This window comes from Leisingera sp. ANG-DT, from assembly GCF_000813785.1.
Lineage (GTDB): Bacteria > Pseudomonadota > Alphaproteobacteria > Rhodobacterales > Rhodobacteraceae > Leisingera.
The window spans coordinates 48,255-70,870 of sequence record NZ_JWLE01000007.1; the positions used below are offsets into that span (position 1 = coordinate 48,255).

The 22,616-nt window shown below is 62.4% G+C and carries 15 protein-coding genes and 1 pseudogene; 7 read left to right on the top strand and 9 right to left on the bottom strand.

Annotated elements, in window-relative coordinates; genetic code table 11:
* Positions 1-63 precede the first annotated feature (63 nt).
* Genes RA21_RS08990 through RA21_RS09000 form a run of 3 tightly spaced genes read right to left on the bottom strand, consistent with a single transcriptional unit; the run spans position 64 to position 3,028 of the window.
* Entirely contained in the window at positions 64-1,023 is a 960-nt protein-coding gene (locus RA21_RS08990) for a Bug family tripartite tricarboxylate transporter substrate binding protein (protein WP_019296374.1), read from the bottom strand.
* A 41-nt stretch (positions 1,024-1,064) separates the two neighbouring features.
* Positions 1,065-1,520 carry a tripartite tricarboxylate transporter TctB family protein gene (locus RA21_RS08995; RefSeq protein ID WP_019296375.1) on the bottom strand — a complete coding sequence of 152 codons (456 nt, stop codon included), beginning with the start codon at positions 1,518-1,520 and terminating at the stop codon, positions 1,065-1,067.
* Complete coding sequence (locus tag RA21_RS09000) at positions 1,517-3,028, bottom strand: tripartite tricarboxylate transporter permease (protein WP_019296376.1); 1,512 nt, start codon at positions 3,026-3,028, stop codon at positions 1,517-1,519. The genes RA21_RS08995 and RA21_RS09000 overlap by 4 nt, the downstream gene beginning before the upstream one ends.
* A 113-nt stretch (positions 3,029-3,141) precedes the next feature.
* On the opposite strand from RA21_RS09000, the gene RA21_RS09005 reads away from it, so the two are divergent.
* Together RA21_RS09005 and RA21_RS09010 are read left to right on the top strand one after the other, a co-directional pair.
* Complete coding sequence (locus RA21_RS09005; protein ID WP_039147969.1) at positions 3,142-4,164, top strand: LacI family DNA-binding transcriptional regulator; 1,023 nt, start codon at positions 3,142-3,144, stop codon at positions 4,162-4,164.
* Between the two features lie 169 nt (positions 4,165-4,333).
* Positions 4,334-4,555, top strand: a pseudogene (locus tag RA21_RS09010) (YdhR family protein); the annotation flags it as partial.
* A 183-nt stretch (positions 4,556-4,738) separates the two neighbouring features.
* On the opposite strand, the gene RA21_RS09015 reads toward RA21_RS09010, so the two are convergent.
* The 4 genes from RA21_RS09015 to RA21_RS09030 form a co-directional block, all read right to left on the bottom strand.
* Positions 4,739-6,256 (bottom strand): ABC transporter permease, encoded by a 1,518-nt coding sequence (locus tag RA21_RS09015; protein ID WP_039147973.1) that lies wholly within the window; start codon positions 6,254-6,256, stop codon positions 4,739-4,741.
* An 11-nt stretch (positions 6,257-6,267) separates the two neighbouring features.
* Positions 6,268-7,317 (bottom strand): quaternary amine ABC transporter ATP-binding protein, encoded by a 1,050-nt coding sequence (locus tag RA21_RS09020; protein ID WP_039147976.1) that lies wholly within the window; start codon positions 7,315-7,317, stop codon positions 6,268-6,270.
* Positions 7,318-7,391: 74 nt separating this feature from the next.
* Entirely contained in the window at positions 7,392-8,360 is a 969-nt protein-coding gene (locus tag RA21_RS09025) for an ABC transporter substrate-binding protein (protein WP_039147979.1), read from the bottom strand.
* A gap of 37 nt (positions 8,361-8,397) precedes the next feature.
* Positions 8,398-10,713, bottom strand: a complete 2,316-nt coding sequence (locus RA21_RS09030; protein ID WP_039147981.1) for a DUF1989 domain-containing protein — start codon at positions 10,711-10,713, stop codon at positions 8,398-8,400.
* A 110-nt stretch (positions 10,714-10,823) separates the two neighbouring features.
* On the opposite strand from RA21_RS09030, the gene RA21_RS09035 reads away from it, so the two are divergent.
* The 4 genes from RA21_RS09035 (at position 10,824) to RA21_RS09050 (ending at position 18,390) form a co-directional block, all read left to right on the top strand.
* Complete coding sequence (locus RA21_RS09035; RefSeq protein WP_039147984.1) at positions 10,824-11,906, top strand: substrate-binding domain-containing protein; 1,083 nt, start codon at positions 10,824-10,826, stop codon at positions 11,904-11,906.
* 322 nt (positions 11,907-12,228) lie between these two features.
* Positions 12,229-17,040 (top strand): GAF domain-containing protein, encoded by a 4,812-nt coding sequence (locus tag RA21_RS21965; RefSeq protein ID WP_052257624.1) that lies wholly within the window; start codon positions 12,229-12,231, stop codon positions 17,038-17,040.
* Complete coding sequence (locus RA21_RS09045; RefSeq protein ID WP_039147987.1) at positions 17,037-17,372, top strand: Hpt domain-containing protein; 336 nt, start codon at positions 17,037-17,039, stop codon at positions 17,370-17,372. The genes RA21_RS21965 and RA21_RS09045 overlap by 4 nt, the downstream gene beginning before the upstream one ends.
* Entirely contained in the window at positions 17,365-18,390 is a 1,026-nt protein-coding gene (locus tag RA21_RS09050) for an adenylate/guanylate cyclase domain-containing protein (protein WP_039148173.1), read from the top strand. Before RA21_RS09045 ends, RA21_RS09050 begins: the two co-directional genes overlap by 8 nt.
* Positions 18,391-18,489: 99 nt before the next feature.
* On the opposite strand, the gene RA21_RS09055 is transcribed toward RA21_RS09050, so the two are convergent.
* Positions 18,490-19,395, bottom strand: coding sequence for a LysR family transcriptional regulator (locus RA21_RS09055; protein WP_039147989.1), 906 nt, complete (start codon positions 19,393-19,395; stop codon positions 18,490-18,492).
* A gap of 440 nt (positions 19,396-19,835) precedes the next feature.
* Here RA21_RS09055 and speB point away from each other — a divergent pair, with 440 nt between their 5' ends.
* Positions 19,836-20,801, top strand: coding sequence for an agmatinase (speB, locus tag RA21_RS09060; protein ID WP_039147992.1), 966 nt, complete (start codon positions 19,836-19,838; stop codon positions 20,799-20,801).
* Between the two features lie 119 nt (positions 20,802-20,920).
* On the opposite strand, the gene dld is transcribed toward speB, so the two are convergent.
* Positions 20,921-22,603 carry a D-lactate dehydrogenase gene (gene dld, locus RA21_RS09065; protein ID WP_039147995.1) on the bottom strand — a complete coding sequence of 561 codons (1,683 nt, stop codon included), beginning with the start codon at positions 22,601-22,603 and terminating at the stop codon, positions 20,921-20,923.
* Positions 22,604-22,616: the final 13 nt, after the last annotated feature.

Genomic DNA, 22,616 nt, shown 5'->3' on the forward strand with positions numbered 1-22,616 from the left:
ACCTCGATTTCTAGGCCGGGGCGCGCTGCGGCTGTGCGCGCCCCGGAGGAGTTCCGGCTGGGATCAGAGCCCTGCCAGAAGCTCTTTCAGTGTCTGTTCGCGGGCGGCCCACATCTCCTTGACCTCGTCGCGGGTCATGATGTGCATGGGTGAGCCGCCGGCCGCCATCTTCTTGGAGACCCGGTCATTGGCGAACATCGCAGGCACGGTTGCAGCGAGCTTGTCGATCACCTCTTGCGGCGTGCCCTTGGGCACCATCACGCCGCGGAAATTGACGGAGGAATTGTCGACCTCCAGACCTTGCTCTTGCATGGTGGGCACGTCGGGCAGGAAATCGGAGCGCTGCAGGTCGGCAACCCCCAGGATCCTGACGTTGCCGGCCTCCTGCGCACGGTAGGCATCCGACAGGTTGTTGATGCCGCCCATTACCTCACCGGCGATCACTGCCTTCATCGCAGCGGCACCGCCGCCCTTGGTCGGGATGTAGGCCATTTTCACGCCTGCGGCCTTTTCGATCTGCAGCGCCGCGATGTGGTGGCCGACAAACAGGCCGGCGCCGGAAAAGGTCAGCTTGCCCGGGTTTTCCGTGGCATAGGCAACCACATCCGCCATCGAATTGAAGGGACTGTCAGCACCGACCACAAAGACCGCCGGGTCTGCGCCCCAGTTGGCGATGGGTTCAAAGCTGTCTGCGGAATAGGACACACCGCCCTTGATCGACTGCGCGATGAAGTGTGGCACGTTGTAGGCCGCGAGCGTGTAGCCGTCGGCATCGGCCTGGGTCGCAAACCAGTTCCAGCCGACACGGCCGCCCGCGCCGGGCTTGTTGATGATGGCGATGGGCATTCCCAGCGCATCCTCGTTGCCGGCGGTCATGGTGACGATCCGGGCCTGGAAATCGGTTGCCCCGCCGGCCCCGTAAGAGACCATCATCATGATCGGGCGTTCCGGGTACTCTTCGGCCATGGCAGCGCCTGCCAAACCCATCAGCGCGATGGCAGCGCCTGCAATCAGTTTCTTCATTTTCTTCTCCTCCTTATTGGTTTCGGACCGCGTTCCGGTGGTCAGAACAGAATTTCCCGCGGCGTGTAGACACTCAGCAGTTTTGCAAAGAGGCCGTACATCACCGCCACGAAGACGGCGGTGACCAGCATGCGTTTTACCCAGGTTTTGCCTTCGGAATGCGGCGCCGGGTCGTAGAGCGACAGCAGGATGAAAAATCCGATGGCGGTGGCGGTGTAGAACCCCAGCGCCTTGGCTGCCCAAAAGACATAGATCAGCATCACCGCCAGACCCGGAACCATGTTCAGGAACATTGTCCGGGACACGCCGGAGCCGACCTTGCTGAGGCCGAGGGCAGCCTTGCCGAAGGTCCAGCCCGCCAGCACCACAAAGACGGATGCGATCAGGCGCGGAAACAGGAAGGCCTCGGCAGGCTGCTGGGTGTAACTGACCCAGGCGACCCAGATGCCGACGGCAAAGACCAGACCGGAGCCAAGGATGTGCTGAGACCGGTTCATGCTTGCGCCTCCTCTTTGGTGGTGTAGCGGCGGCTGCGCAGTTCCATCCAGGCCGAGTAGGCGATGGAGGCGACGACCACGGCGATCAGTAAGATGTTCAGCCCGCCCGACAGGAAGTAACTGGCCTTGCCGACGGTGGCGTCCGCGATCATGCCGCCTTGGATGAAGTTCGCCTCAGCGATTGGACCAAGGATCAGGCCCAGCACCAGCGGCGCGGCGGAAAAGCCGAAACGTTCCAGAAAGTACATGCCGATGCCGAGGCAGGCCATCACGTAGACGTCGCCCATCGAGCTTTGCACCGAGTAGGCGCCGAAGGCGGAGAGGGCGAGCACGATGGCGGCCATCACCGATTGCGGCACCTGGGCAACGCGGGCGGCGAGGCCCGCCACATAGAGACCGAACAGGCACATCAGGACCTGGCCGACCAGCATCGAGTTGATGAAGGTCCAGGCCACATCCGGGTGATTGTCGAACAGATCAGAGCCGGGGAAAATGCCGTGGATCAGCAACCCGCCCAGCAGCACCGCGGCGGTAGGGCTGCCGGGGATCGACAACGTCAAGAGTGGTACCAGCGACGGGCCGACCATGGCGTTGTTGGCGGCCTCTGCGGCGATCACGCCTTCGCTGTGGCCCTTGCCGAACTTCTCCTTCTCGGAGGAGAACTTCTTGGTCTGGTCATAGGCCACCAGCCCGGCGATCTGGCCGCCGACGCCGGGTATCAGCCCGATGATGGAGCCGGTGATGGTGCCGATGCTAAGGGCGCGCGGGCGGCGCAGCAGTTCGCGGGTGGCGTCAAGCACGGAATGCTTCTGCACCTCGATCACCTCGGCGCCGTCCGCACGGCGGCCCTTGGCGAACATGGTAAGCACCTGCGGGATGGCAAAGAGGCCGATCAGCGCCGCGATGATGTTGATACCGCCGCCAAGCGACGGATGGAAGATGAACCGCTGGGCGCCCATGATGTCGTCGAACCCGATGGTGGCCAGCCACAAGCCGATGCAGCCCGAGAGCAGCCCCTTGACCACGGAGGCCGAGTCCAGCGAGCCGATCACCGTGACGCCCAGGATCGCCAGCCAGAACAGATGCGAGGGGCCGAAGGCCAGCGCCCACTGGGCTAGCAGCGGGGTCAGGAAGATCAGCAGCAGCACGCCGAAGATGCCGCCGACGGCGGAGGCCAGGAACGACAGCTGCAGCGCCTTGGCGCCCTGGCCCTGCTTGGCCATCTTGTGGCCGTCCAGCGTGGTGGCGATGTTTGCGGGTGCGCCGGGGATCTTCAGAAGGATCGCGCTGACTGCGCCGCCGGCCACGGTGGAGGTATAGGCGGCGCCCAGCAGAATCAGGCCCTGAACGGCCTCCAGATGGAAGGTGAAGGGGATCAGCAGCGCCACCGCCATTGTCGGCGAAAGCCCCGGTGTTGCCCCCAGGATAAGCCCGCCGATTGTGCCGCCCAGCAGCAGCAGGAATGACAGCGGCGAGAACACATCTCCGAAGTAAAATATGAAGTCCATTCGGGGCCTCCCAACCCGGCTGATCGCGCTTTTACATTTGTTGACAAAACAGGTTAGGCTATGAAAATAGTATTGCAAACGTTTTCATGAATCTTGCCGGGGGAGGGGAGATTATGGCGCCGAAACAGAAGGGTAACGTGGATATCGTTGCGGTAGCAAAGGCTGCAAAAGTGTCGCCCTCAACGGTGTCGCGCACCTTCAATCACCCCGATCTGGTAAGCCCGGCGACTCGCAAGAAGATCACCCGTGCGGTGCAGAAACTCGGATATGTCAGAAACCGCGCGGCGCAGATGATGCACGGCAAGCGGTCGGGCACCATCGGGCTGGTGGTGCCAACCATCAACCATGCGATTTTTGCCGAGGTGATCCAGGCGTTCTCGGATGCGATCGACCGGGCCGGCTTTACCCTGCTTCTGGCCTCGCACGGCTATGATCTGGAGCGGGAATACGAGATGGTGCGCAAGCTGATGGAGCACCGGGTGGATGGTGTGGCGCTGATCGGGCTGGAGCATTCCGAGGCTACCGCGCGGCTGATTGCGCAGCAGGAAATGCCGACAATGGCGATTTGGAACTATGCAGAGGATGCCGATCTGCCCTGCGTCGGCGCCGACAACAAACTGGCCGGACGGATGGCAGCGGAGCACTTGGTAGCCCTGGGGCACAGGGACATTGGCCTAATCTTTCCCGACACCAGCGGCAACGACCGGGCACGGCACCGGCTGGAGGCGGTTCTGGAAACACTTGAGGCCGCAGGCGTGGCGGTGCCGGAGGGGCGCAAGTCGGAAGCGCCATACAGTGTTTCGCAGGCCAAGCAGGCGGCCCTCGCGCTTTTGTCGGCACCGTCCCGACCGAGCGCGCTGCTATGCGGCAATGACGTGATTGCCCAGGGCGCGCTTTATGCAGCGCAGCGCTGTGGGCTGCGGGTGCCGGAGCAGCTGTCGGTCATCGGCATCGGCGATTTCAAAGGATCCGCCGAAGTCGAACCGGGGCTGACAACGGTTCGCATCCCTGCTGGCACCATCGGGACGCTCGCCGGCGAGCAGTTCACGGCCTTCATAACCTCGGATGCGCCTAGGCCGTTCAGAATCTGCTGTAAACTGGAGCACATCTTGCGCGGAACAACCGGTGCGGTTTGAATCCAACAACGCCAGTTGGACAAGCCCGCTCCACCACAAGCAACAGCTTTTCATACAGAAGCATGCTGCATTTGAACCGGAAAACCTGATCCTAAGGACCTGATGGAGTAAGCGCTCCGAAAAAAGGGGGATTACCCATCCAGCTGAACTATGATGACCCGTCACCGAAGAATTCCTCCAAGGCACCAAAAATCTTGCCGAGAGCATGGCCCAGAACCTAGTTGTTGTCCGGAATATCTGGACCCAAGAGGCCGGTACCGAACACTTTGGCTCCACCTATCTGATCAAAGCCCTAGAGCACCTGGAAGCCTACAAGGCCATGCATATTCCGCACCTGGCCTCGATCGGCATCGAAATCGTCAGCGACCACGTATTTGATGTGAGGGAATGACCCAGCCAATTCAACCGCACCCCGTTTCAGACTGTTTTTTTAAAGGCTCTATTAATTAAACGTCCTCTCCTGTCAGCATCAGAAGAGGCACTCTCCAGCTTCGATAGCAGGTTACAGCTGAAGAAGTTTTTTGGACAGTCAAGAAAGCCGCACCCGGCGGAAGCCGGGTGCGGTGTCTTCAGGTCATCGTTTGCCTGCCACGATCCGGTCGAGGATCAGGGCGCAGAACAGGATTGCGAGACCTGCCAGGATGCCTTGGCCGGCGGCGGCATATTGCAGCGCTTCCAGCACGTCCTCTCCCAGCCCCTTGGCGCCGATCAGCGAGGCCACGACCACCATCGCCAGTGACAAGAGGATGGTCTGGTTGACGCCGGCCATGATCGTCTTGCGCGCCAGCGGCAGGTCCACCCGCCACAGGAGGTAACGCGGGGTGGCACCGAAGGCGAGCGCGGCCTCGCGCACGGTTTCCGGCACCTGCTGCAGGCCCAGCACGGTGAAGCGGATCACCGGCGGGCTGCCGAAGATCATGGTGGCGACCACGCCCGCGGGCTTGCCGGAGCCGATGAAGGCTACCACCGGGATCAGGTAGACGAAGGAGGGCATCGACTGCATGAAGTCCAAGACCGGGCGCACCACCGCAAAAACCTTGGGGCGGCGGGCGCAGTAGATGCCGAGCGGGATACCCAGGGTGATCGAGATCAGCGCCGCGGCGCCCAGGAGGGCAATGGTGGTCATCGCCTTTTCCCAGAAGTCCAAGAGGCCCAGGTAGGCCAGCGCCGCGCCGGTGAAGATCGCCACCCGGGCGCCTGCCGACAGGTAGGCCAGCATCACAATGACCAGCGCCACCACCGGCCAGGGGGTATCGACCAGCACCACCTCGATCCAGTCCAGAAGCGTGCGCATGCCGGCGGTCAGCCCGTCAAAGAAGCCGCGCCCGGAGGTCTTGGTCCAGTCGAACGCCGCCTGCACCCCGTCGCCGACGTTCAGCCGCCAGTCGCGGTTGGTGGGGAAGGCGTTCAGCAGCGAGAAGGCATCGGGCATCGCGAATTTCAGCGCCGACAGCACGACCACGGCGGCGGCCAGCACGGAGGAGACGATTAGCCGCGGCAGTGACCAGCCGCTGGCGACCCGGCGGTCGGAGCGCCAGCGGGCAAACTGCCCCTCCAGCGTCCAGTTCGCCAGCGACGCCGCCAGGAACTTGACCGCCAGCAACAGCGCCGCGCCGGCGATCAGGTAGATGGTGCCGCTGGCATTGGCGGCTGCCGCGGCCTGCTGTGCGCCGGCCATCGCCGCCTCCAGCGACTCTGCCGCGCGTTTCAGGGACTCGAGCGAGGACGCGCCCGAGGCCTCGGCTGCAGCGATCTGCTGGTGCCGCAGGTCCAGCGTCTGGGCAATCTGTTCCGCGCGCAGGCGGGAGACCCGGCCGAGGTCACCGAACAGCCCCATCGCGATCTGGATATAGGCCAGCGTTTCCAGCAGCAGAAAGCCCAGGAACCAGGACCACAGGCCCCGGGCGCCGAACCAGACTGGCCCCAGCAGCGCGGCGGCGCGGTTCAGGGTGAAGCGGTAACCGGGCGCCTCCATCATGTAGGAGAAAACGCGCTGGTAATAGGCCTGCGACTGACCGGTGAATTCCGCCACCAGCGCATTCAGGCGTCCGGCGGTCTCCGGTTTGATCTGTGATTGGTCGATGTGTTGCATCACCCTTCTCCTTACGCCTGGCTGTCCTGAATCGCGCGGATCAGGCCCGCGCGGTTGATCACCCCGACGGTGGCGCCATCATCCGCCACTTTGACGATGCCGTGGCCGTCCACTGCCAGTTCCATCAGGCCGCTTAGGTCCATGTCGGGCCGCGCCTCCCTGGCGTCGGCGGGCAGGGCGCCGTGGGTGGCTTCGAACTCCGCCACCGGCTTCATCACCGAATGGGCGAAGATCATGTTGAGCTTGGAGATGCCAGCCACGAAATCCGCCACGTAGTCATCAGCCGGGTTGAGGATGATCTCCTCCGGCGTGCCGATCTGCACGATGCGGCCGTCCTTCATGATGGCGATGCGGTGGCCGATGCGGATCGCCTCGTCGAGGTCATGGGTGATGAACATGGTGGTTTTGCCCAGCTTGCGGGAAAGCTCCATGAACTGGTCCTGCAGCTGCTTGCGGATCAGCGGGTCCAGCGCTGAAAACGGCTCGTCCATCAGCAGGATCTCGGGGTCGGAGGCGATGGCGCGGGCCAGCCCGACGCGCTGCTGCATGCCGCCCGACAGCTCATGAGCGTATTTGTCCTCCCAGCCCGAAAGCTCCACCAGCTCCAGCACCCGGTCGGCTTCCTCCCAGCGGCGGGCCTTGCCGGTGCCGCGGATTTCCAGCGGCATCGCCACGTTGTCGCGCACCGTGCGGTGCGGCATCAGGCCGAAGTTCTGGAACACCATGGCAACCCGGCGGTTGCGCAGGTCGCGCAGGCCTTCGGCGTTCAGCCCCATCACATCGTCGCCGTTGATGTAGATATGGCCGTCGGTCGGCTCCAAGAGCCGGTTCACATGGCGCACAAGCGTCGATTTGCCGGAGCCAGACAGGCCCATCACGCAGAACAGCTCGCCGCGTTCGATCTGGAAGCTGGCATCGGCGACGCCGACCACGCAGTTGAACCGCTCCAGCACCTGCGGCTTGGTCAGCCGTTCGGCGTGAATGGCCTTCAGCGCCTCGGCGGAGCGTGCGCCGAAGATCTTCCAGACGCCGCGTGCGTCGATTGCAATGTCCTTTTCCATCCGGACCCCCGTCTAACTTAATGAAGGTGCCCCGGCGGCAGGCCGCCGCCGGAGCGCGCGTGTGGGAGGGCGTGTTATTTCAGGCCAAGCCAGGTATCGACGGTATCGCCATTGTCGGCGATCCAGTCTGCAACAACCGCGTCGATCTCATTGCCTTTGACCACCACCTCGTAGGTGAGTTCGGACAGGGCTTCGGCGCTCATGTCGATGCTGGACAGGAAGGAGGCAGCGGCCGGGTTGCGGTCCTTCAAGGAGCTGGAATAGGCCACGGTCACGGTCTTGACCGGCTCGCCGGTGGAGATGTGCGAGTTGTTGTACCAATCGGCATGCTGATCCGGCTGCACCATCTTGTAGGTGGCTGCGTCATGCTCCGGCTCTTCCAGGATGGTCACGTCATAGAGCGCGTGCACATAGTGCGGCGCGTAGCAGTAGAAGGCGGCGCCTTTCTCCTGGCCGACCAGATCCTTGAGGCGGGAGTAGAACACGGTTTCGTCTTCGGTGGTCGGGGTCAGGAAGGTTTCGATGCCGTAGTCGCGCACCCGCACCTTGAAGGTGTTGGTCGAGGCCCAGCCGGAAGCGCCGACCCAGACCTCGCCCATGCCGTCGCCATCGCTGTCAAACAGTGCCTGTGCTTCGGGGGTGGCGAGGTCGAAGATCGATTTGATGTTGTGTTTCTCGACCATGTAGTTGGGCACGCAGATGCCTGCGCGGCCCTCGTAGCTGCCGGAAGAGAGGGCCACGGAGCCTTTCTGATCGACATATTCATCGGTGAAGGAGGCCTGGTTCGGCAGCCAGACATCCGGGTGCACGTCGATGTCGCCGCGGCCGCCGTCCATCGAGGCGAAGATCACCGCGTTGGCGCCGGGGGCGTAGCCGGCCTCGCTGCCGAGGCGGGTTTCGATCACCTGGCCGATGATCCGGCTCATGATCTTGGCTCCGGGCCAGCTGGGCTCGCCCACCATGACTTTCTCCTGTGCCGTGGCACTAGTGGCCGCAGCTGCGCCCAGGGCGGTAACGGCGGTGGCGAAGATGATATTTTTCATCGTTTTCTCTCTCCTGTTGGTGTTTGTTTCAAGCGCCTCAGGCGCGCGCCCGCTTGCGCTGCGGGTCTAAGAAAGGAATATCCGTGACGGTGGCACCGAGGCGTTTCATCCGGCCGTCGAGCTGGCCGATTTCCAGCCGGGTGCCGTTTTCCGCGTGCTCGACACCAAGCCGGGCGATGGCGATGGCATGTTCCAGCATCGGCGAGCGGGTGGCGGAGGTGAGGGTGCCGACCTGCCGTTCGCCGGCATAGACCGGGCTGCCGTGCAACGGCACGTCATTGCAGCCCAGCAGCAGGCCCTTGAGCACCCGGCGCGGCTCGCGCGCGTTGCGCTCTAGCGCCACCTTGCCAGTGAATTGCGGTTTGGTCAGGTCGACGGCAAAGCCCAGGCCCGCCTCAAACGCCTCCACGCCCGGTGCGAATTCCGCGTTGGCGGCCGCCAGCCCGGCCTCGATCCGGATGATCTCCAGCGCGGCGGAGCCCATCGGGGTGACCCCGAATTCCTCGCCTGTCTCCATCACCGCGTCCCAGATTTCCAGCGCGTGGGCCTGGGAGCAGAAAATCTCATAGCCCAGCTCGCCGGTGTAGCCGGAGCGGGACAGCATGAAGGGCGCACCCTCGCGGTCGTGCAGCCGCGCCACGGTGACGCCGAACCATTTGAGCTGGTCCAGCTGCGGCACATGCGGCTGGGTGAAGGCGATCTTGCGTAGGAGGTCGCGCGACCTGGGGCCTTGGATGGCCAGATTGGGCAATGCGCCGCGCATGTCGTGGATGCGGACCTGCAGGCCCATCTGCTGCGCCAGCGTCTCCAGCACCCGGCCGCTTTCCTCGGAGCCGCAGCACCAGCGGAACAGGTCGGGGGCGAGCCGGAACAGGGTGCCGTCGTCGATCACCGTTCCAGCCTGGTCGCACATCAGCGTATAGGAGCCGCGCCACACCGCCAGTTTGGCGACGTTGCGGGTCGTGGCCTGCTGCAGCAGCACTTCGGCGTCGGGGCCGGCGATGTCGTATTTGCGCAGCCCGCTCATGTCCTGCAGCGTCACTGCATTGCGGCAGGCCCAGTATTCGCCTGTGGTGCCATGCGACGGGAAACTCACCGGCGCCCAGAAATCACGCGCGGGGGCAAAATGCTGGGTCAGCGGCTCCAGCCGCTCGTGAAAGGCGGAGTTCTGGCTGATCGACATCGGGGCGTCTTCCTTTTCGCGGTAGGCAACAGCGCGGCGCAGGGGTGTTTCTGGGCGGTAGATGCGGACATGCACATCCGTGGGGTTCCAGCCGTTGATCGGGTCGATATCGTCCGGGCAGGCAGTGGAGACGCAGACCAGATCCTCCAGCGCCCGCATTGCTACATAGTCGCCGGGGCGGGAGTGCGATTCCTCGGTCAGGATGTGGTGCGAATGCGGATCGACCCAGGTGTTCCAGAAGAAATTGATGGCAGGCCAGGCCGCGCGCGGTGCCACGCCGTATGGGGCCAGCGCGTGGGACATGTTGTCGGAGCAGTTCACATGGCCGGGGAAGCCGCGCTCCTCGTACCCGCGCGCGGTGCAGGCGAGGCCGAAGGTGTCGTGGCGGCCGCAAGTGTCCTGGACCACGTTCAGCATCGGGTGCATACCGGGGTCGAAAAACTTATCTAGCAATCCCGGCCCCGGATAGGCGCGGCGCACCATCGAGCGGGTAGCGGTGCTGTCGATCATCAGCTCCTCGCCGCGCTCCAGCCCGGCGGCGCGGAAGGCGGTGAAGTCGGAACACTGCTGCCCCTCCACGTCGATGATCTGGATGATCTCGCCTTTCTTAACCTCATAGGCAAAGCCGGTGCCGCGGCTGACGGTGAACTCGTCGCGGGTGTCGCCGAGCAGCGGCGGCAGCAGCGGCGCGGTGCCCGTTCCGGGCTGCCAGGTGATCTCCATCCCGCCAGAAACGGTGCCGTGCACCAGGTCGTGCGGCAGTGCGGTGCGGAAGATCCAGACCGTGGCCCGGGCGGAGGCTTTCAGAATCAGCGGCTCCTCCGCAGCGGCACGCGTGCAGGCCGGAATATCGGTGGCGCTGTCACCACCACGGGCGCATACCCAGCCCAGAAGCTCGCCGACGTCACTTTCCGCCAACTGCAGCGTGCCGTCTGCTGCCAGCCCCAGTGCATCCAGCGCCGGGCCGCCCGCCGTGTCAAACGCCGCGATCTGGCAGTCCGAGCCGGTAAGCGACAGCAGATCCCCCGGCCGCATCTCCTGCATCAGGCCTTGGCGCGGGGCGAGGCGGTGCGTCACGCCTTCGCGGGGCTTGGGGAAACCGGGGAAGGACCGGGCCAGGGTTCTGAACCCCATATTGTCGAAGTCGCGCAGGACTGCGTAGCGGGTCATTTTTTTGCCGAATCTAGTTATGTAACTGGTTACATAGTTGATGAAACCAGTTACATATGTCAAGATTTTCGTTAACAATGAGGCCGGAGCGGTAAAGGAAGGCAGGCGGAATGCAGCGGAACACTCCCCGGAAACGCGCCAACTTGCGTGACGTTGCGGCGGCGGCCGGCGTCTCGGTGGCGACGGTTTCCCGCGTCATGAACGCACCGGAAACCGTGGCAGAAGCAACCCGGAAGAAGGTCGAGGAGGCGATGAACAGCCTGCACTGGGTGCCCAGTGCCGCAGCCCGCGCCATTAACACCGGGCGCACACGGTTTGTCGGGGCGCTGGTGCCGACGCTGGACAACGCCATTTTTGCCCGGGTGCTGGCCAGCATGGAAAGCCGGCTGGCGGCGCACCGGCTGTCGCTGGTGGTGGCGACAACCGACAATGACCCTGCCCAGGAGGCGGAGAAAGCCAAGGGACTGGTCGATATCGGCGCGGAGGGGCTGATCGTGTCCGGTATTACCCACGCGCCGCAGTTCTACAGCCTGATCGAACGCTGTCAGCTGCCGACGGTTTCCACATCGTTCTATGATCCGGGCTACCGTCTGCCCACTATCGGATATGATAACGCAGCAGCGGCCCGTACCGCTCTCACCCATCTGACGGATCTGGGCCACCGCCGGATCGCGGTGGTGCATGGACCAAGTGCCAGCAACGACCGGACGCGATCGCGCATTGCCGGGCTCGAGGGTCACAGCCCGAAGCCTGACCTGAGTTTCCATGAAGTCCCTTTGTCCATTGCCGGCGGCTGCGAAGCGGGCCGCGGCATCCTGCAGGCGGAGGAGCAGCCAAGCGCTGTTCTGTGCCTGTCGGACGTGCTGGCGTCGGGCGTGCTGTTTGAGCTTCAGCGCGAGGGTGTGGCTGTACCACAGGAAAAATCGGTGATGGGGCTCGACGACTTGGCCGCGTCAGCCCATTTGTTTCCCGCGCTGACCACCGTCCACTTGCCGGTGTCGCGGATGGGCACAGCGGCGGCAGACGCAATAGCCTCATGGGTAGAAACCCAACAGGCGCCCACGCCCAGCTTGTTGAAATCAAAACTGGTGGTCAGGGATTCGACAGCGTTCTTATCGGCAGCTGCCAAGCCTGGCACTGGCAATAGGGATGGTTCAGATTCGGATGGGCAATCCATTCCGGGCACTGCCTGAAACCGCTGCAAGTAAACGGTGTCCGTTCCCGCATCTCCTTCCCCTTAGACAGCCATTTCATTGGCCACGCATGCTATTTGCGTTGGGTTCTCTACTTTGCACCATGTCCCCTTGCACGCCGCAGATGTCCGACGGTGCGGTCGAATTTTGGCCGATTGCCTGCCCGGCATCTGGCAAAATGATAAGCATGCCGAAAACGCGGCAAGTGAGGGCTTAAACAAAATCTGTGATAACTGCGGGGGATCCGCTATGTTTTTAGTATCAGCCCTAGGCAGAATCCTGAATTGGCACCAGGCTGCCGGCAACCGGATTTTGCTTTTTGATGGGATACCGCAGAACGCAGTCAGAGCCGCAGATCACTCCTGCAGATGCTATCAAAGCACTTGAGAAGCAGCTGGCGCAGGAAAAGGCACGGTTTGCCGCCACCGCCGCAATCCTAAAGGTCATCGGACAGTCGCGGGAAGACATTCAGCCGGTTTTCGACATCATTGTAAAAAGCGCCACCGAGTTGTGCGGCGCACGGTTCTGCATGCTGTGGCGCTGCAGCGGCGGCATGATCCACTACTGCGCAAGCCACGGCTTCACGCAGGCGTTCATGGACGGTTACCTGGCCAATTATCCGGCACCGCCAGCTGCCGGTTCCATTTCCGGGCCGGCTATCCGAACGGGCCGCACGGTTCATCTGACCGATGCCCAGGCGCCGGACTATTACGATCACAAGACCGCGCGTCAGTTCGGCTACAAGGAGATGGCCGCTATTCCGGTCAAGGCTGGGCCAGGCATATGGGGCGTTCTTGTTCTGGGGTGGCCAACAGGAAAGGCTGCTCTGGCAACTGACATCAGCTTGCTGGAAACCTTTGCCGAACAGGCCAGCATCGCCATCAGCAATGCGCGGCTATTCAGAGACACTAAGGAAGCGCTGACGCATCAAACCGCGACATCTGAGGTGCTGGGTGTGATCTCCCGCTCGCCCAATGAGATCCGGCAGGTGCTTGACGTCATTCTGAAAGTAGCCTCTGACATCTGCAAACCGCAGACGGCCTATGCGACACTGCTGGATCCCGACGGCAAATACAGGATCGCAGCGGCGCATGGCATGACGCCGGAATTCCGCGGGTTCCTTGCGGAGCAGGCGTTTGAGCCAGAGGCCGGCAGTTGCACGGGGAGAACGGCGCTGCTGCAGAAAACAGTGTATATCAGGGACACCGAAGCCGACGCGGAGTTCAAATGGAAAGCCGCCGCCAAGCAGGGAAATTTCCGGTCGGCGCTGGGGGTGCCGCTGATCAAGGATGGTGTCGTGGCGGGTGTCATAACCCTTGGCCACGAACAGACCGGAGCTTTCACGGAGAAGCAAATCAGCCTTTTAGAAACCTTTGCGGCGCAGGCGGTGATAGCGATCAGCAACACGCAGCTGTTCGAGGAAGTACAAATGCGCACGGCTGAGCTGAGCGAAGCGCTAGAGTATCAGACCGCGACATCGGAAGTGCTGAGTGTGATCTCACGGTCGCCGAGCGAACTGGAGCCAGTGCTGGACTCTATCCTCCAGGTGGCCTCCCGGCTGTGCGATCCTGAATATGCGTTTTTTGCAATGCTGGACGCAACAGACGGGCTGTACAGGATCAGCCGGTCCCACAACGTACGGCCTCGGTTTCTTCGCTATCTTGAAGACAACCCGATTGCACCGGGGGAAGGCAGCTGTATCGGCCGGACGGCTTTGACTGCCAGGACAGTGTATATTGCGGATACGCTAAATGACGACAGCTACACTTGGAAGGAAGCGGCGGGAATTGGCAATTTCAGAAGCACGCTGGGGGTGCCTCTGATCAAGGACGGTGTGGTCCTCGGGGTGATCGTGATGGCGCACAGCCAGCCGCGGGCCTTTTCCAAAAAACAACTGGGCCTGTTGGAGACCTTTGCCTCTCAAGCGGTAATTGCAATCAGTAACACCCGGCTATTCGAAGAGGTGCGGGCGCGCACCGCAGAGCTGAGCGAGGCGCTAGAGTATCAGACCGCGACATCAGAAGTGCTCAGCGTTATCTCGCGTTCGCCGAATGAGCTGGAGCCGGTTCTTGAAGCGGTGCTCAAAGTCGCTGTGCGGATTTGCAGCCCTGAGGTGGCCTATGTGGCGCTGCTGAACGAAGAGAGCGGCGCCTATGACGTGGCCGTCACCCACAATGCGAATGACATCTTTGAGGAGATTCTGGCTCAGCAGGAATTCGTGCCGGGGATGGCGACGACAACCGGCAGGGCCGCATTGACAGGCCGAACAATCTACATACCCGACATCGAGGCCGATCCTGACTACGGCTGGCGGGAGCAGGCGCGCAAGGGCGGCTTCCTGTCCAGCCTCGGTGTGCCGCTGATCAAGAACGGCAAAACCATCGGCGTGATCACACTGGCCCATGTCCGCAGGAATGCCTTCAGCACCAAGCAGATCGCCCTGTTTGAAACCTTTGCGGCGCAGGCAGTGATTGCGTTGAGCAATGCGCGGCTGTTCACGGACTTGCAGAATGCGCTGGTCCGCCAAACTGCCAGCGCCGATATCCTGCGAGTGATCAGCAGTGCGCAGGAGGATGCAAAACCGGTTTTTCTGGCGATCGCAGCGGCAGGGGTGCGGCTGCTAGACTGCGACGGGGCCGCAGTGCTGATCCGGAATGGGGATCATTTCTCCCCGGCCGCGGGAATGCGCAGAGACGGGCCGATGGACACTTTGAATCCCGATCCGGTGCTGATTGACCCCAAGCTCAATTTTCCTAGCCAGGTCTTTGTGACTGGAAAGATGGTGCATGTTCCGGACTTCGCCGAAACGGACCTGCCCCCGCATGAAGTCGCAACGGTGGAAAAATTCGGCCTGCAGTCCTGCCTGTACCTGCCGTTGCTCCGCGACGGCGATTGCGTCGGGGTGCTGGCGTTTTCGCGTGCGGACAGCAAACGCGCCTTCACCGGCGAGCAGGTCCGGCTGGCAGAGAGCTTCTGCGACCAGGCGGTCATCGCCATTCAGAATACGCGCATGTTCAACGAGACCCAGTCGGCCCTGGCGCGCCAGACGGCCAGTGCTGATGTGCTGCGGGTGATCAGCAAATCACCGACCGACACCAAGCCGGTGTTCGACGAGATCGTGCGCCTGGCGATCTCATTGATTTCCTGCGATCTGGCGATTGTGACCGAATGCGATGGCAAGGCGTTCTGGCAGACTGCGGTCGCAACGCCTGCCGGTGTGGAAACTGAAATCAGCCAGACCCGGCATCCCGTCGACCCAGCACAGAACTTTCCGTCGCAGTCCTATACAGGCAAGAAGATCCTGCACATTCCCGACTGGTCAAAGGTGGAGCTTCCCCCGATGGACTGGCGGATCTATCACGCCAGCGGCTTCCGCTCCTCCTTGATGCTGCCCTTGCTGCGGGACGGGGTGTGCATCGGCGGCCTGGGATTCATCCGCAAGGCAGCGCGGGCGTTCTCCCGGGATGAAATTGCAATGGCAGAATCCTTTGCCGACCAGGCGGTGATCGCCATCGGCAACGTCCGCCTGTTCCAGGAGGTGCAGGAGGCCCGCGCCGCGGCAGAGAAAGCGAATGAGGCCAAAAGCGCGTTCCTGGCCACGATGAGCCACGAAATCCGCACCCCGATGAACGCGGTGATCGGCATGAGCGGGCTGCTGATGGACACCGAACTGAACGTTGAGCAGGCCGACTATGCCCGCACCATCCGCGACAGCGGCGACGCGCTGCTGGGGATCATCAACGAAATCCTCGATTTTTCCAAGATCGAGGCGGGCCAGATGGTCATCGAGGCGCACCCCTTCGATCTGCGCGACTGCATCGAAACCTCCCTGGACCTGATCAGCGGGCGAGCTGCTAAAAAGCAGCTGGATGTTGCCTATGTCATGGACGACAGCGTGCCGCCTGCCATCAGCGCCGACCTGACCCGGCTGCGGCAGATTCTGCTCAACCTCCTGTCCAACGCGGTTAAGTTCACCGACACCGGCGAGGTGGTGCTGTCGGTAACGTCGGACCCACCTGCAGATGGCCGGGTAAAGCTGCATTTCGATGTCCGCGATACCGGCATCGGCCTGTCCGCGGAGGGGATGAGCCGCCTGTTCCAGTCCTTCAGCCAGGCGGATTCCTCAACCACGCGTAAATACGGCGGCACCGGGCTGGGGCTGGCGATTTCGAAGCGGCTGGCAGAGCTGATGGGGGGCACGATGCAGGCCGCCAGCGAGGGGCCGGGCAGGGGATCGGTGTTCAGCTTCACCATCCTGGTGGAACCGGCAGGGATGCCGAAACCGGCGGCCCGCAGCTTGCTGGGCCAACAGCCGGAATTGGCTGGCAAGCGCATCCTGATGGTGGATGACAACGAAACCAACCGGAGAATCCTGACGGCGCAGACCCGCAAATGGGGGACGCAGACAACCGCCGTGGCCTCAGCCGGTGCGGCGCTGGAGGTGCTGGCGAAGGATGCTGAATTCGACCTGGCGATCCTGGACATGCACATGCCCGGAATGGACGGGGTGGCACTGGCGCGCCGGATCAGGGCGACGAACAACGACCTGCCGCTGGTGCTGTTCAGTAGCCTTGGGGATCGCGGCACCGGTGCGGAAGAGGGGCTGTTTGCGGCCTGTCTGGCCAAGCCGCTGCGCCAGTCGCAACTGTTCGATACGCTGGCCGGGCTGTTTGCGCCGTCGGCTGTGCCTGCGGCAAGGGCCGGCACGGGCGGCAAACCGGCAGCCGATCCGGAAATGGCCGCGCGCCACCCGCTGCGGATCCTGCTGGCAGAGGACAATCTGGTTAACCAGAAGCTGGCGGTCCGGCTGCTGGAGCAGATGGGCTACCGCGCCGACCTTGCCAGCAACGGGATCGAGGCGCTGGAAAGCGTGGCACGCCAGGTCTACGATGTGGTGCTGATGGATGTGCAGATGCCTGAAATGGACGGGCTGGAAGCCTCGCGGCGGATCACCGGCGCATATCCGCAGGACGGCAGGCCCGCGATCATCGCGATGACCGCAAATGCGATGCAAGGCGACCGGGAGATGTGCCTCGAAGCGGGTATGGACGGCTACATTGCTAAACCCATCCGCGTCGAACGGCTGATCGAGGCGCTGGAAGGCATTCAACCGCGCGGAAAGGAGACGCCATGAGCGCCAGCCCCCTGGACCCCGCTGTCTTTGCAGAGCTGCAGGCCGCCACCGGCGCGGATTTCGCGGCAGAACTGGCCGCCACCTTTCTGGAAGAGGCGCCGGGCATGATCGCACAGCTGAAACAGGCGGCGGCGGCCGGCGATGGCGACGCTTTCCGCCGCGCCGCGCATTCGCTCAAGTCCAACGCAAACACCTTCGGCGCCACTGCGCTGGCGGCACTGGCACGGCAGATGGAACTGTCCGGGCTTGGCGGCCCGGCACCGGATCTTGCCGCGCTGGATAGGGAATACACCCGCGCGGATGCCGCGCTGCGGGGGCTGCTGGATGGCTGAGGCGCTGGGGCATGTGCTGATTGTGGACGACAACAAGGTCAACCGGCTGCTGCTGGCGCGCAATGTCGAGCTGCTGGGGCACCGCGCCGAGGCCGCGGAAAACGGCAAGGTCGCGATGGAGCGGCTCAGGGCCGAAACCTTTGACCTGATCCTGCTGGACATTGAAATGCCCGAGATGGACGGCTTCGAAGTGCTGGCGGCAATCAAGGCGGCACCGGATCTGCGCGATATGCCAGTGATTGTCACCTCTTCGCTGGAAGGGCTGGAAAATATCGTGCGCTGCATCGAATTGGGCGCGGAAGACTACCTCCCAAAACCCGTGAACCAGGTTCTGCTGGGCGCCCGGCTCAGCTCGAGCCTGGAAAAGAAGCGCCTGCGGGATGAGCAAAAGCGGCTGCTGGACCGGTTTGCAACCCACGAGGTGGCGCTGGACCTGCAGAACTCAGGTTTTGCCATCGGCGGCAAGCGGCTCACCGCATCGGTGCTGTTCTGCGACATCCGCGATTTCACGGCTTTGTCCGAAGATCTGCTGCCGGAGGCCACCATCGAGCTTCTGAACACCTATTACACGCTGATGTTCGACGCCGTCAGCAGCAACGGCGGCATCGTGAACCTGATGATTGGCGACGGGCTGATGGCGCTTTTCGGCGCGCCGCAGCCTCTGGAAAACCCGGCGCAAAGCGCGGTGGCGGCGGCCGGGGAAATGTTCGGCATGATCACGGTTCTGAACCAGGAGCAGCGCGCGGCGGGCGCGCCGGAAATCCAGCTGGGAGCCGGCATTGCCACTGGCGAAGTGGTGGCAGGTTATGCCGGCACGGACGACCGGGCCGCCTACACATGCGTCGGGAAAACCGTCAATCTGGCGGCCCGTCTGGAGGCGCATACCAAGATTGCCTGCCGCAGAATACTGATTGACGAGCAAACCCGGAACGGCCTGCCGGACTCCGCCAAAGCTGAAAAGATTGAGCAAGTGGAGTTCAAGGGGTTTTCAGAAGCGCTGGATATTTTCGCTCTTTGACCCAGTTGCAAGTCGCCGAGTCCGCTGGGCCGCCGAATTTGATAAAGGCCTAATCAAGGACAGAACTATGCAAAGCTTCCGCTGCAGAAAAAACGTGCTTCAAACCGGCGGATTGCCGGCGTCACGGCAGACGTGCAAAATATCTTGAACAAATAGCTCTACTGCATATCGCGGGATCTGACCGCGGCGTGTTGCCAAATAGAAGGTCGAATTCCAACGCAGCTGCTTGTTCCTGACCTCTTTGAGTTTGCCTTCTGCTACCCGGCTATCAGCAAAGTGTTTTGGCAGCGGCCCCAGAAAATGACCGGTTTCGATCAGCATTGCCATCGCTTCCATATTGGCGACGACGGCCTTTGGTTCCGGTGTTCCTAGGTCGGGCGATACCAGCATATCGTAAGAGCGCTGGCACAACTGGTACTGAAAGATGGTTTCTAGGCTGGCCTCCTTGTCCTGTTGCTCAAAGAGGGGATGCCCCGGTGCGCAATACAGACAGTGCTCTTCAGCGCATAGCGGCACATAAGCAAGCTCTGGCACCTGATGACGGAACGGCGCGAAGGCTGCATCAAGCTCACCCATAATCAGCTGCTGCGTCAGATCCGTGGGGGAGGCAACCACCATCTTAATTCGGACTTCATTCGGCCGAGATAAGAACCGCTGCAATGCCTTGACCAGATCAAGGTCTGGTAAGCTGTCGATTGCATCCACCATCCCGACTCGCAGGTCCCCGGCAAGAGTATTACGCAGCTCCAGAAGCTCTGCATCGAAATCGCGGGCACTGCGCAGCATATCACGTGCCTTCTGATAAGCGATCGCGCCGCGTTCCGTCAGCCGGAACCCGCCACGGCCGCGTTCGCAAACCCGGTAACCGAGAGAGGTTTCCAGGTCGCGGATACGAACACTGATCGCGGACTGTGTGATCCCAAGGGCATATTGCGCATCGGAGAACCCGCCGCACTCAACTACAGTGACAAAGGTTTCCAGCAAAGTGTTGCGCAGCAGTTTCATAGTCAGTGTGGTCCCTGTGAAGCGCGCTAATTACATAAAAAATTCTCATGTGAAGATATGCAACATAATATTTTGCCACACTGCACACTGTGGTGATGTCTCTCAAGACCCCGTCAAAAACGTAAAGGGTAGGGGCACTCACATGAATAATGACTTAAAATTGGCAGCTTCACCTTTGCTATGCCCGGCCCCCGCCCTTGCTTTTTTGTGGACTGGAATTCGCCATAGTGAAGCTTCCGGACTTAATCACGACACCCACGAGCAGGAGTTCAATAGCGCTTCACGAACGCACCGTCGGCTGCGTTACCTTGGCGGTCTGCCCGATGGGTAAGCTCGGCTCCATGGTGGAGACCGTTTAGCAGACTGCGGACGGCCGCCTTTCCGCAAATCGTCCTGCTCCTTCCGGGGCCAGTCTATCATAGAGAAATTCGGAGAATCATATGTCTGGACACGGTTACGAATCCGGCCGCCTGAACCTGCCCTTTGTCGGCATCGCCACCTTCGGCAAGAAACCCTATGTCGAGGATTGGGACAGCATCGACGCCGATGTGGCAATCCTGGGCGCCCCGTTTGATTTCGGCTGCCAGTTCCGCTCAGGCGCGCGGTTCGGCCCACGGGCGGTGCGCGAAGCTTCGACGTTGTTCAGTTTCGGTCATGCCGGCGCCTATGATCACGAAGATGATGCCACGTACATGGGTGAGGACGTGCGCATCGTCGACCTGGGTGATGCCGACATAATTCACACCAAGACCGAGGAAAGCCACGCCAACATCGAATACGCCGTAAGGAAAATTTTGGATGCAGGCGCACTGCCCGTCACTATCGGTGGCGACCATTCCATCAACATCCCATGTATCAACGCCTTTGCCGAGGACTGCGCCAGGAACGGCTCTCTCCATTTGGTCCAAATCGACGCCCATCTGGACTTTGTCGACGAGCGCAAGGGCGTCACCGATGGCCACGGCAACCCGATGCGCCGCGCGATCGAAAAGGAATACGTCTCCGGCATGACTCAGCTGGGCATCCGCAATGTGTCATCAACTGCCAAGGAAGGCTATATCGACGCGCGTGAACGCGGCTCGGACATCCTCTCGGTGCGCCAGGTGCGCAAGCTGGGGACGGACGCCGTGCTGGATCGCATCCCCGCAGGTGCACGCTACTACGTGACCATCGACATCGACGCCTTCTGTCCGTCGATCGCACCCGGAACTGGTACCCCCAGTCACGGAGGCTTCCAATACTACGACGTGCTGGAAATCTTGCAGGGACTCAGCAAACGCGGCGAAGTTGTCGGAATCGACCTTGTTGAAGTGGCCCCGGCCTATGACCCCTCCGAAAGCACCCAGATCCTGGCGGCCCAGCTTTTGCTGAACTTCATCGGCTTTATCTTCCACAACAAGGCATAAGCCCCTCCCGAGGCGCCTGCAAATTCAGCCCCGGTGTCAGCCGGGGCGTGTCGGCATCTGTGCATCAGGCCTCTTGCCAACAAGCGAGCGCTCCGTTTACCTGCAACAACAGCACCGTTTCAGGCGTAGTGTTTGTTCCGGGACATTTTGCCGATGCCGGGATTCATGCTGTTTGTGGGATCTACCGTTTTGTAGAACGCCGCCAGGTCCGGTTTGGCCGGGTACAGATGGCCGACGTTGTGCTCAGCCGGGTATTCCACCCCGCGTTTGTCCAGCAGTGCCAGCATCGCGTCCTTCAGCGCTTTCACGTCTGCCCCCTTCTTCACGATGTAATCCTGATGCAGCACGTGGCACATGAAATGCCCGTAATAGAGCCTGCTGACCAGCTGATCCCCGATCTCCGGCGGCAGCTCCTCGAACCAGTCCTGATCGTTGCGGCGCAGGGCGATGTCCAGGGCGATGATGTCCTCCACCTCTGCCCGGTGCACGGCCATATAGCGCACCGCGGCGCCGGCCGCGGCAAAGCGGTGCAGCCCTGCCATCTTGGCCTCGCGCGGGGTGCATTCGAAGTAGCTGAGGTCGCCGTCCCCCGCCATTTTATCCAGCAGCGCGCGGGCCTCGGCGATGCCGCCATCGCGCATTTTGAGGATCAGGTGATGCGGGTGGGACTGGCGGAACGCCCGCATCCGCCGCGGCAGGATGTCCGGCCACAGGCGCGACAGCATCTGCATCACCCGGTCGGTCAGATTGCCCAGGCCGGGAATGCCCGCCAGCCGCGCATCCACCGCGCCCTTCAGGGCAAAGAACACCGGCAGCCGGTCTGTGCCCAACTTGTCGATCATCACCATGGTGTCCTTGCCATAGCGGTCCGACAAGTCAAAGACATCCCTGTGCATGTATTCGGCGCTCACCGGCAGGGTGGCAAACTCCGCCAGGATGCGGCGGCGCAGGGCGGTCAGCGCCGCGGTGGTTTGGCTGCCGACATAGAAAGTCAGCTCCTCAGCATTCTTGGCGTAGGTATCCAGCCGCACCGCAAAGACCGCCAGCTTGCCCGCACAGCCCGCAGCCTCGTAAAGCCGCGACTTGTCGGCATTGAACCGCGCCGGAGTCGGCGCGTCGATGTCTCTAACCCTGCGCGCATAGGAGGTGTCGGAGGCTTTCCGGTTGCCGGTCTCAACATCCTCAGGGCGGTAATCGCCGCGTTGCAGTCGGGTCAGGATCTCCTCCGGGCTGGCGCCCAGATTTATGCCCAGGTGGTTAACCAGCTCCAGCTGGCCGTCCCCGGTAATGCGAGCAAACAGCGACAGCTCGGTATAGGACGGCCCCCGCTCTACCAGCGACCCGCCGGAGTTGTTGCAGACCCCGCCCACAATCGACGCCCCGATGCAGGAGGAGCCGATCACCGAATGCGGCTGGCGGCCCAGCGGCGCCAGCAGCTTTTCCAGCGCAAAGAGGGTGCTGCCGGGGAAGCTGACGACCTGCTTGCCGCCGTCCAGCAGCTGCAGCTGGTCCATCCGCCGGGTGTTGATCAGCACCACACCGCGGTCATAGCTGCCCTTGGGGGTGGACCCCTCGGTCAGGCCGGTGTTCGCCGCCTGCATGATGATGATCTTGTCCGCCGCTACACAGGCCTGCAGCACCTTCCACTGCTCCAGCAGGGTTGCGGGCTGGACCACCGCCAGCGCTTCCCCCTCGCCGGAGCGGAACCCCTTGCGGAACCGCCGTGTGGCGCGGGCGCTGGTCAGTACATGGCGGCGCCCGCATAGGGATTTCAGGGTCTGGATCAGTTCTGCATCGGTCATCACAGCCGCCTTT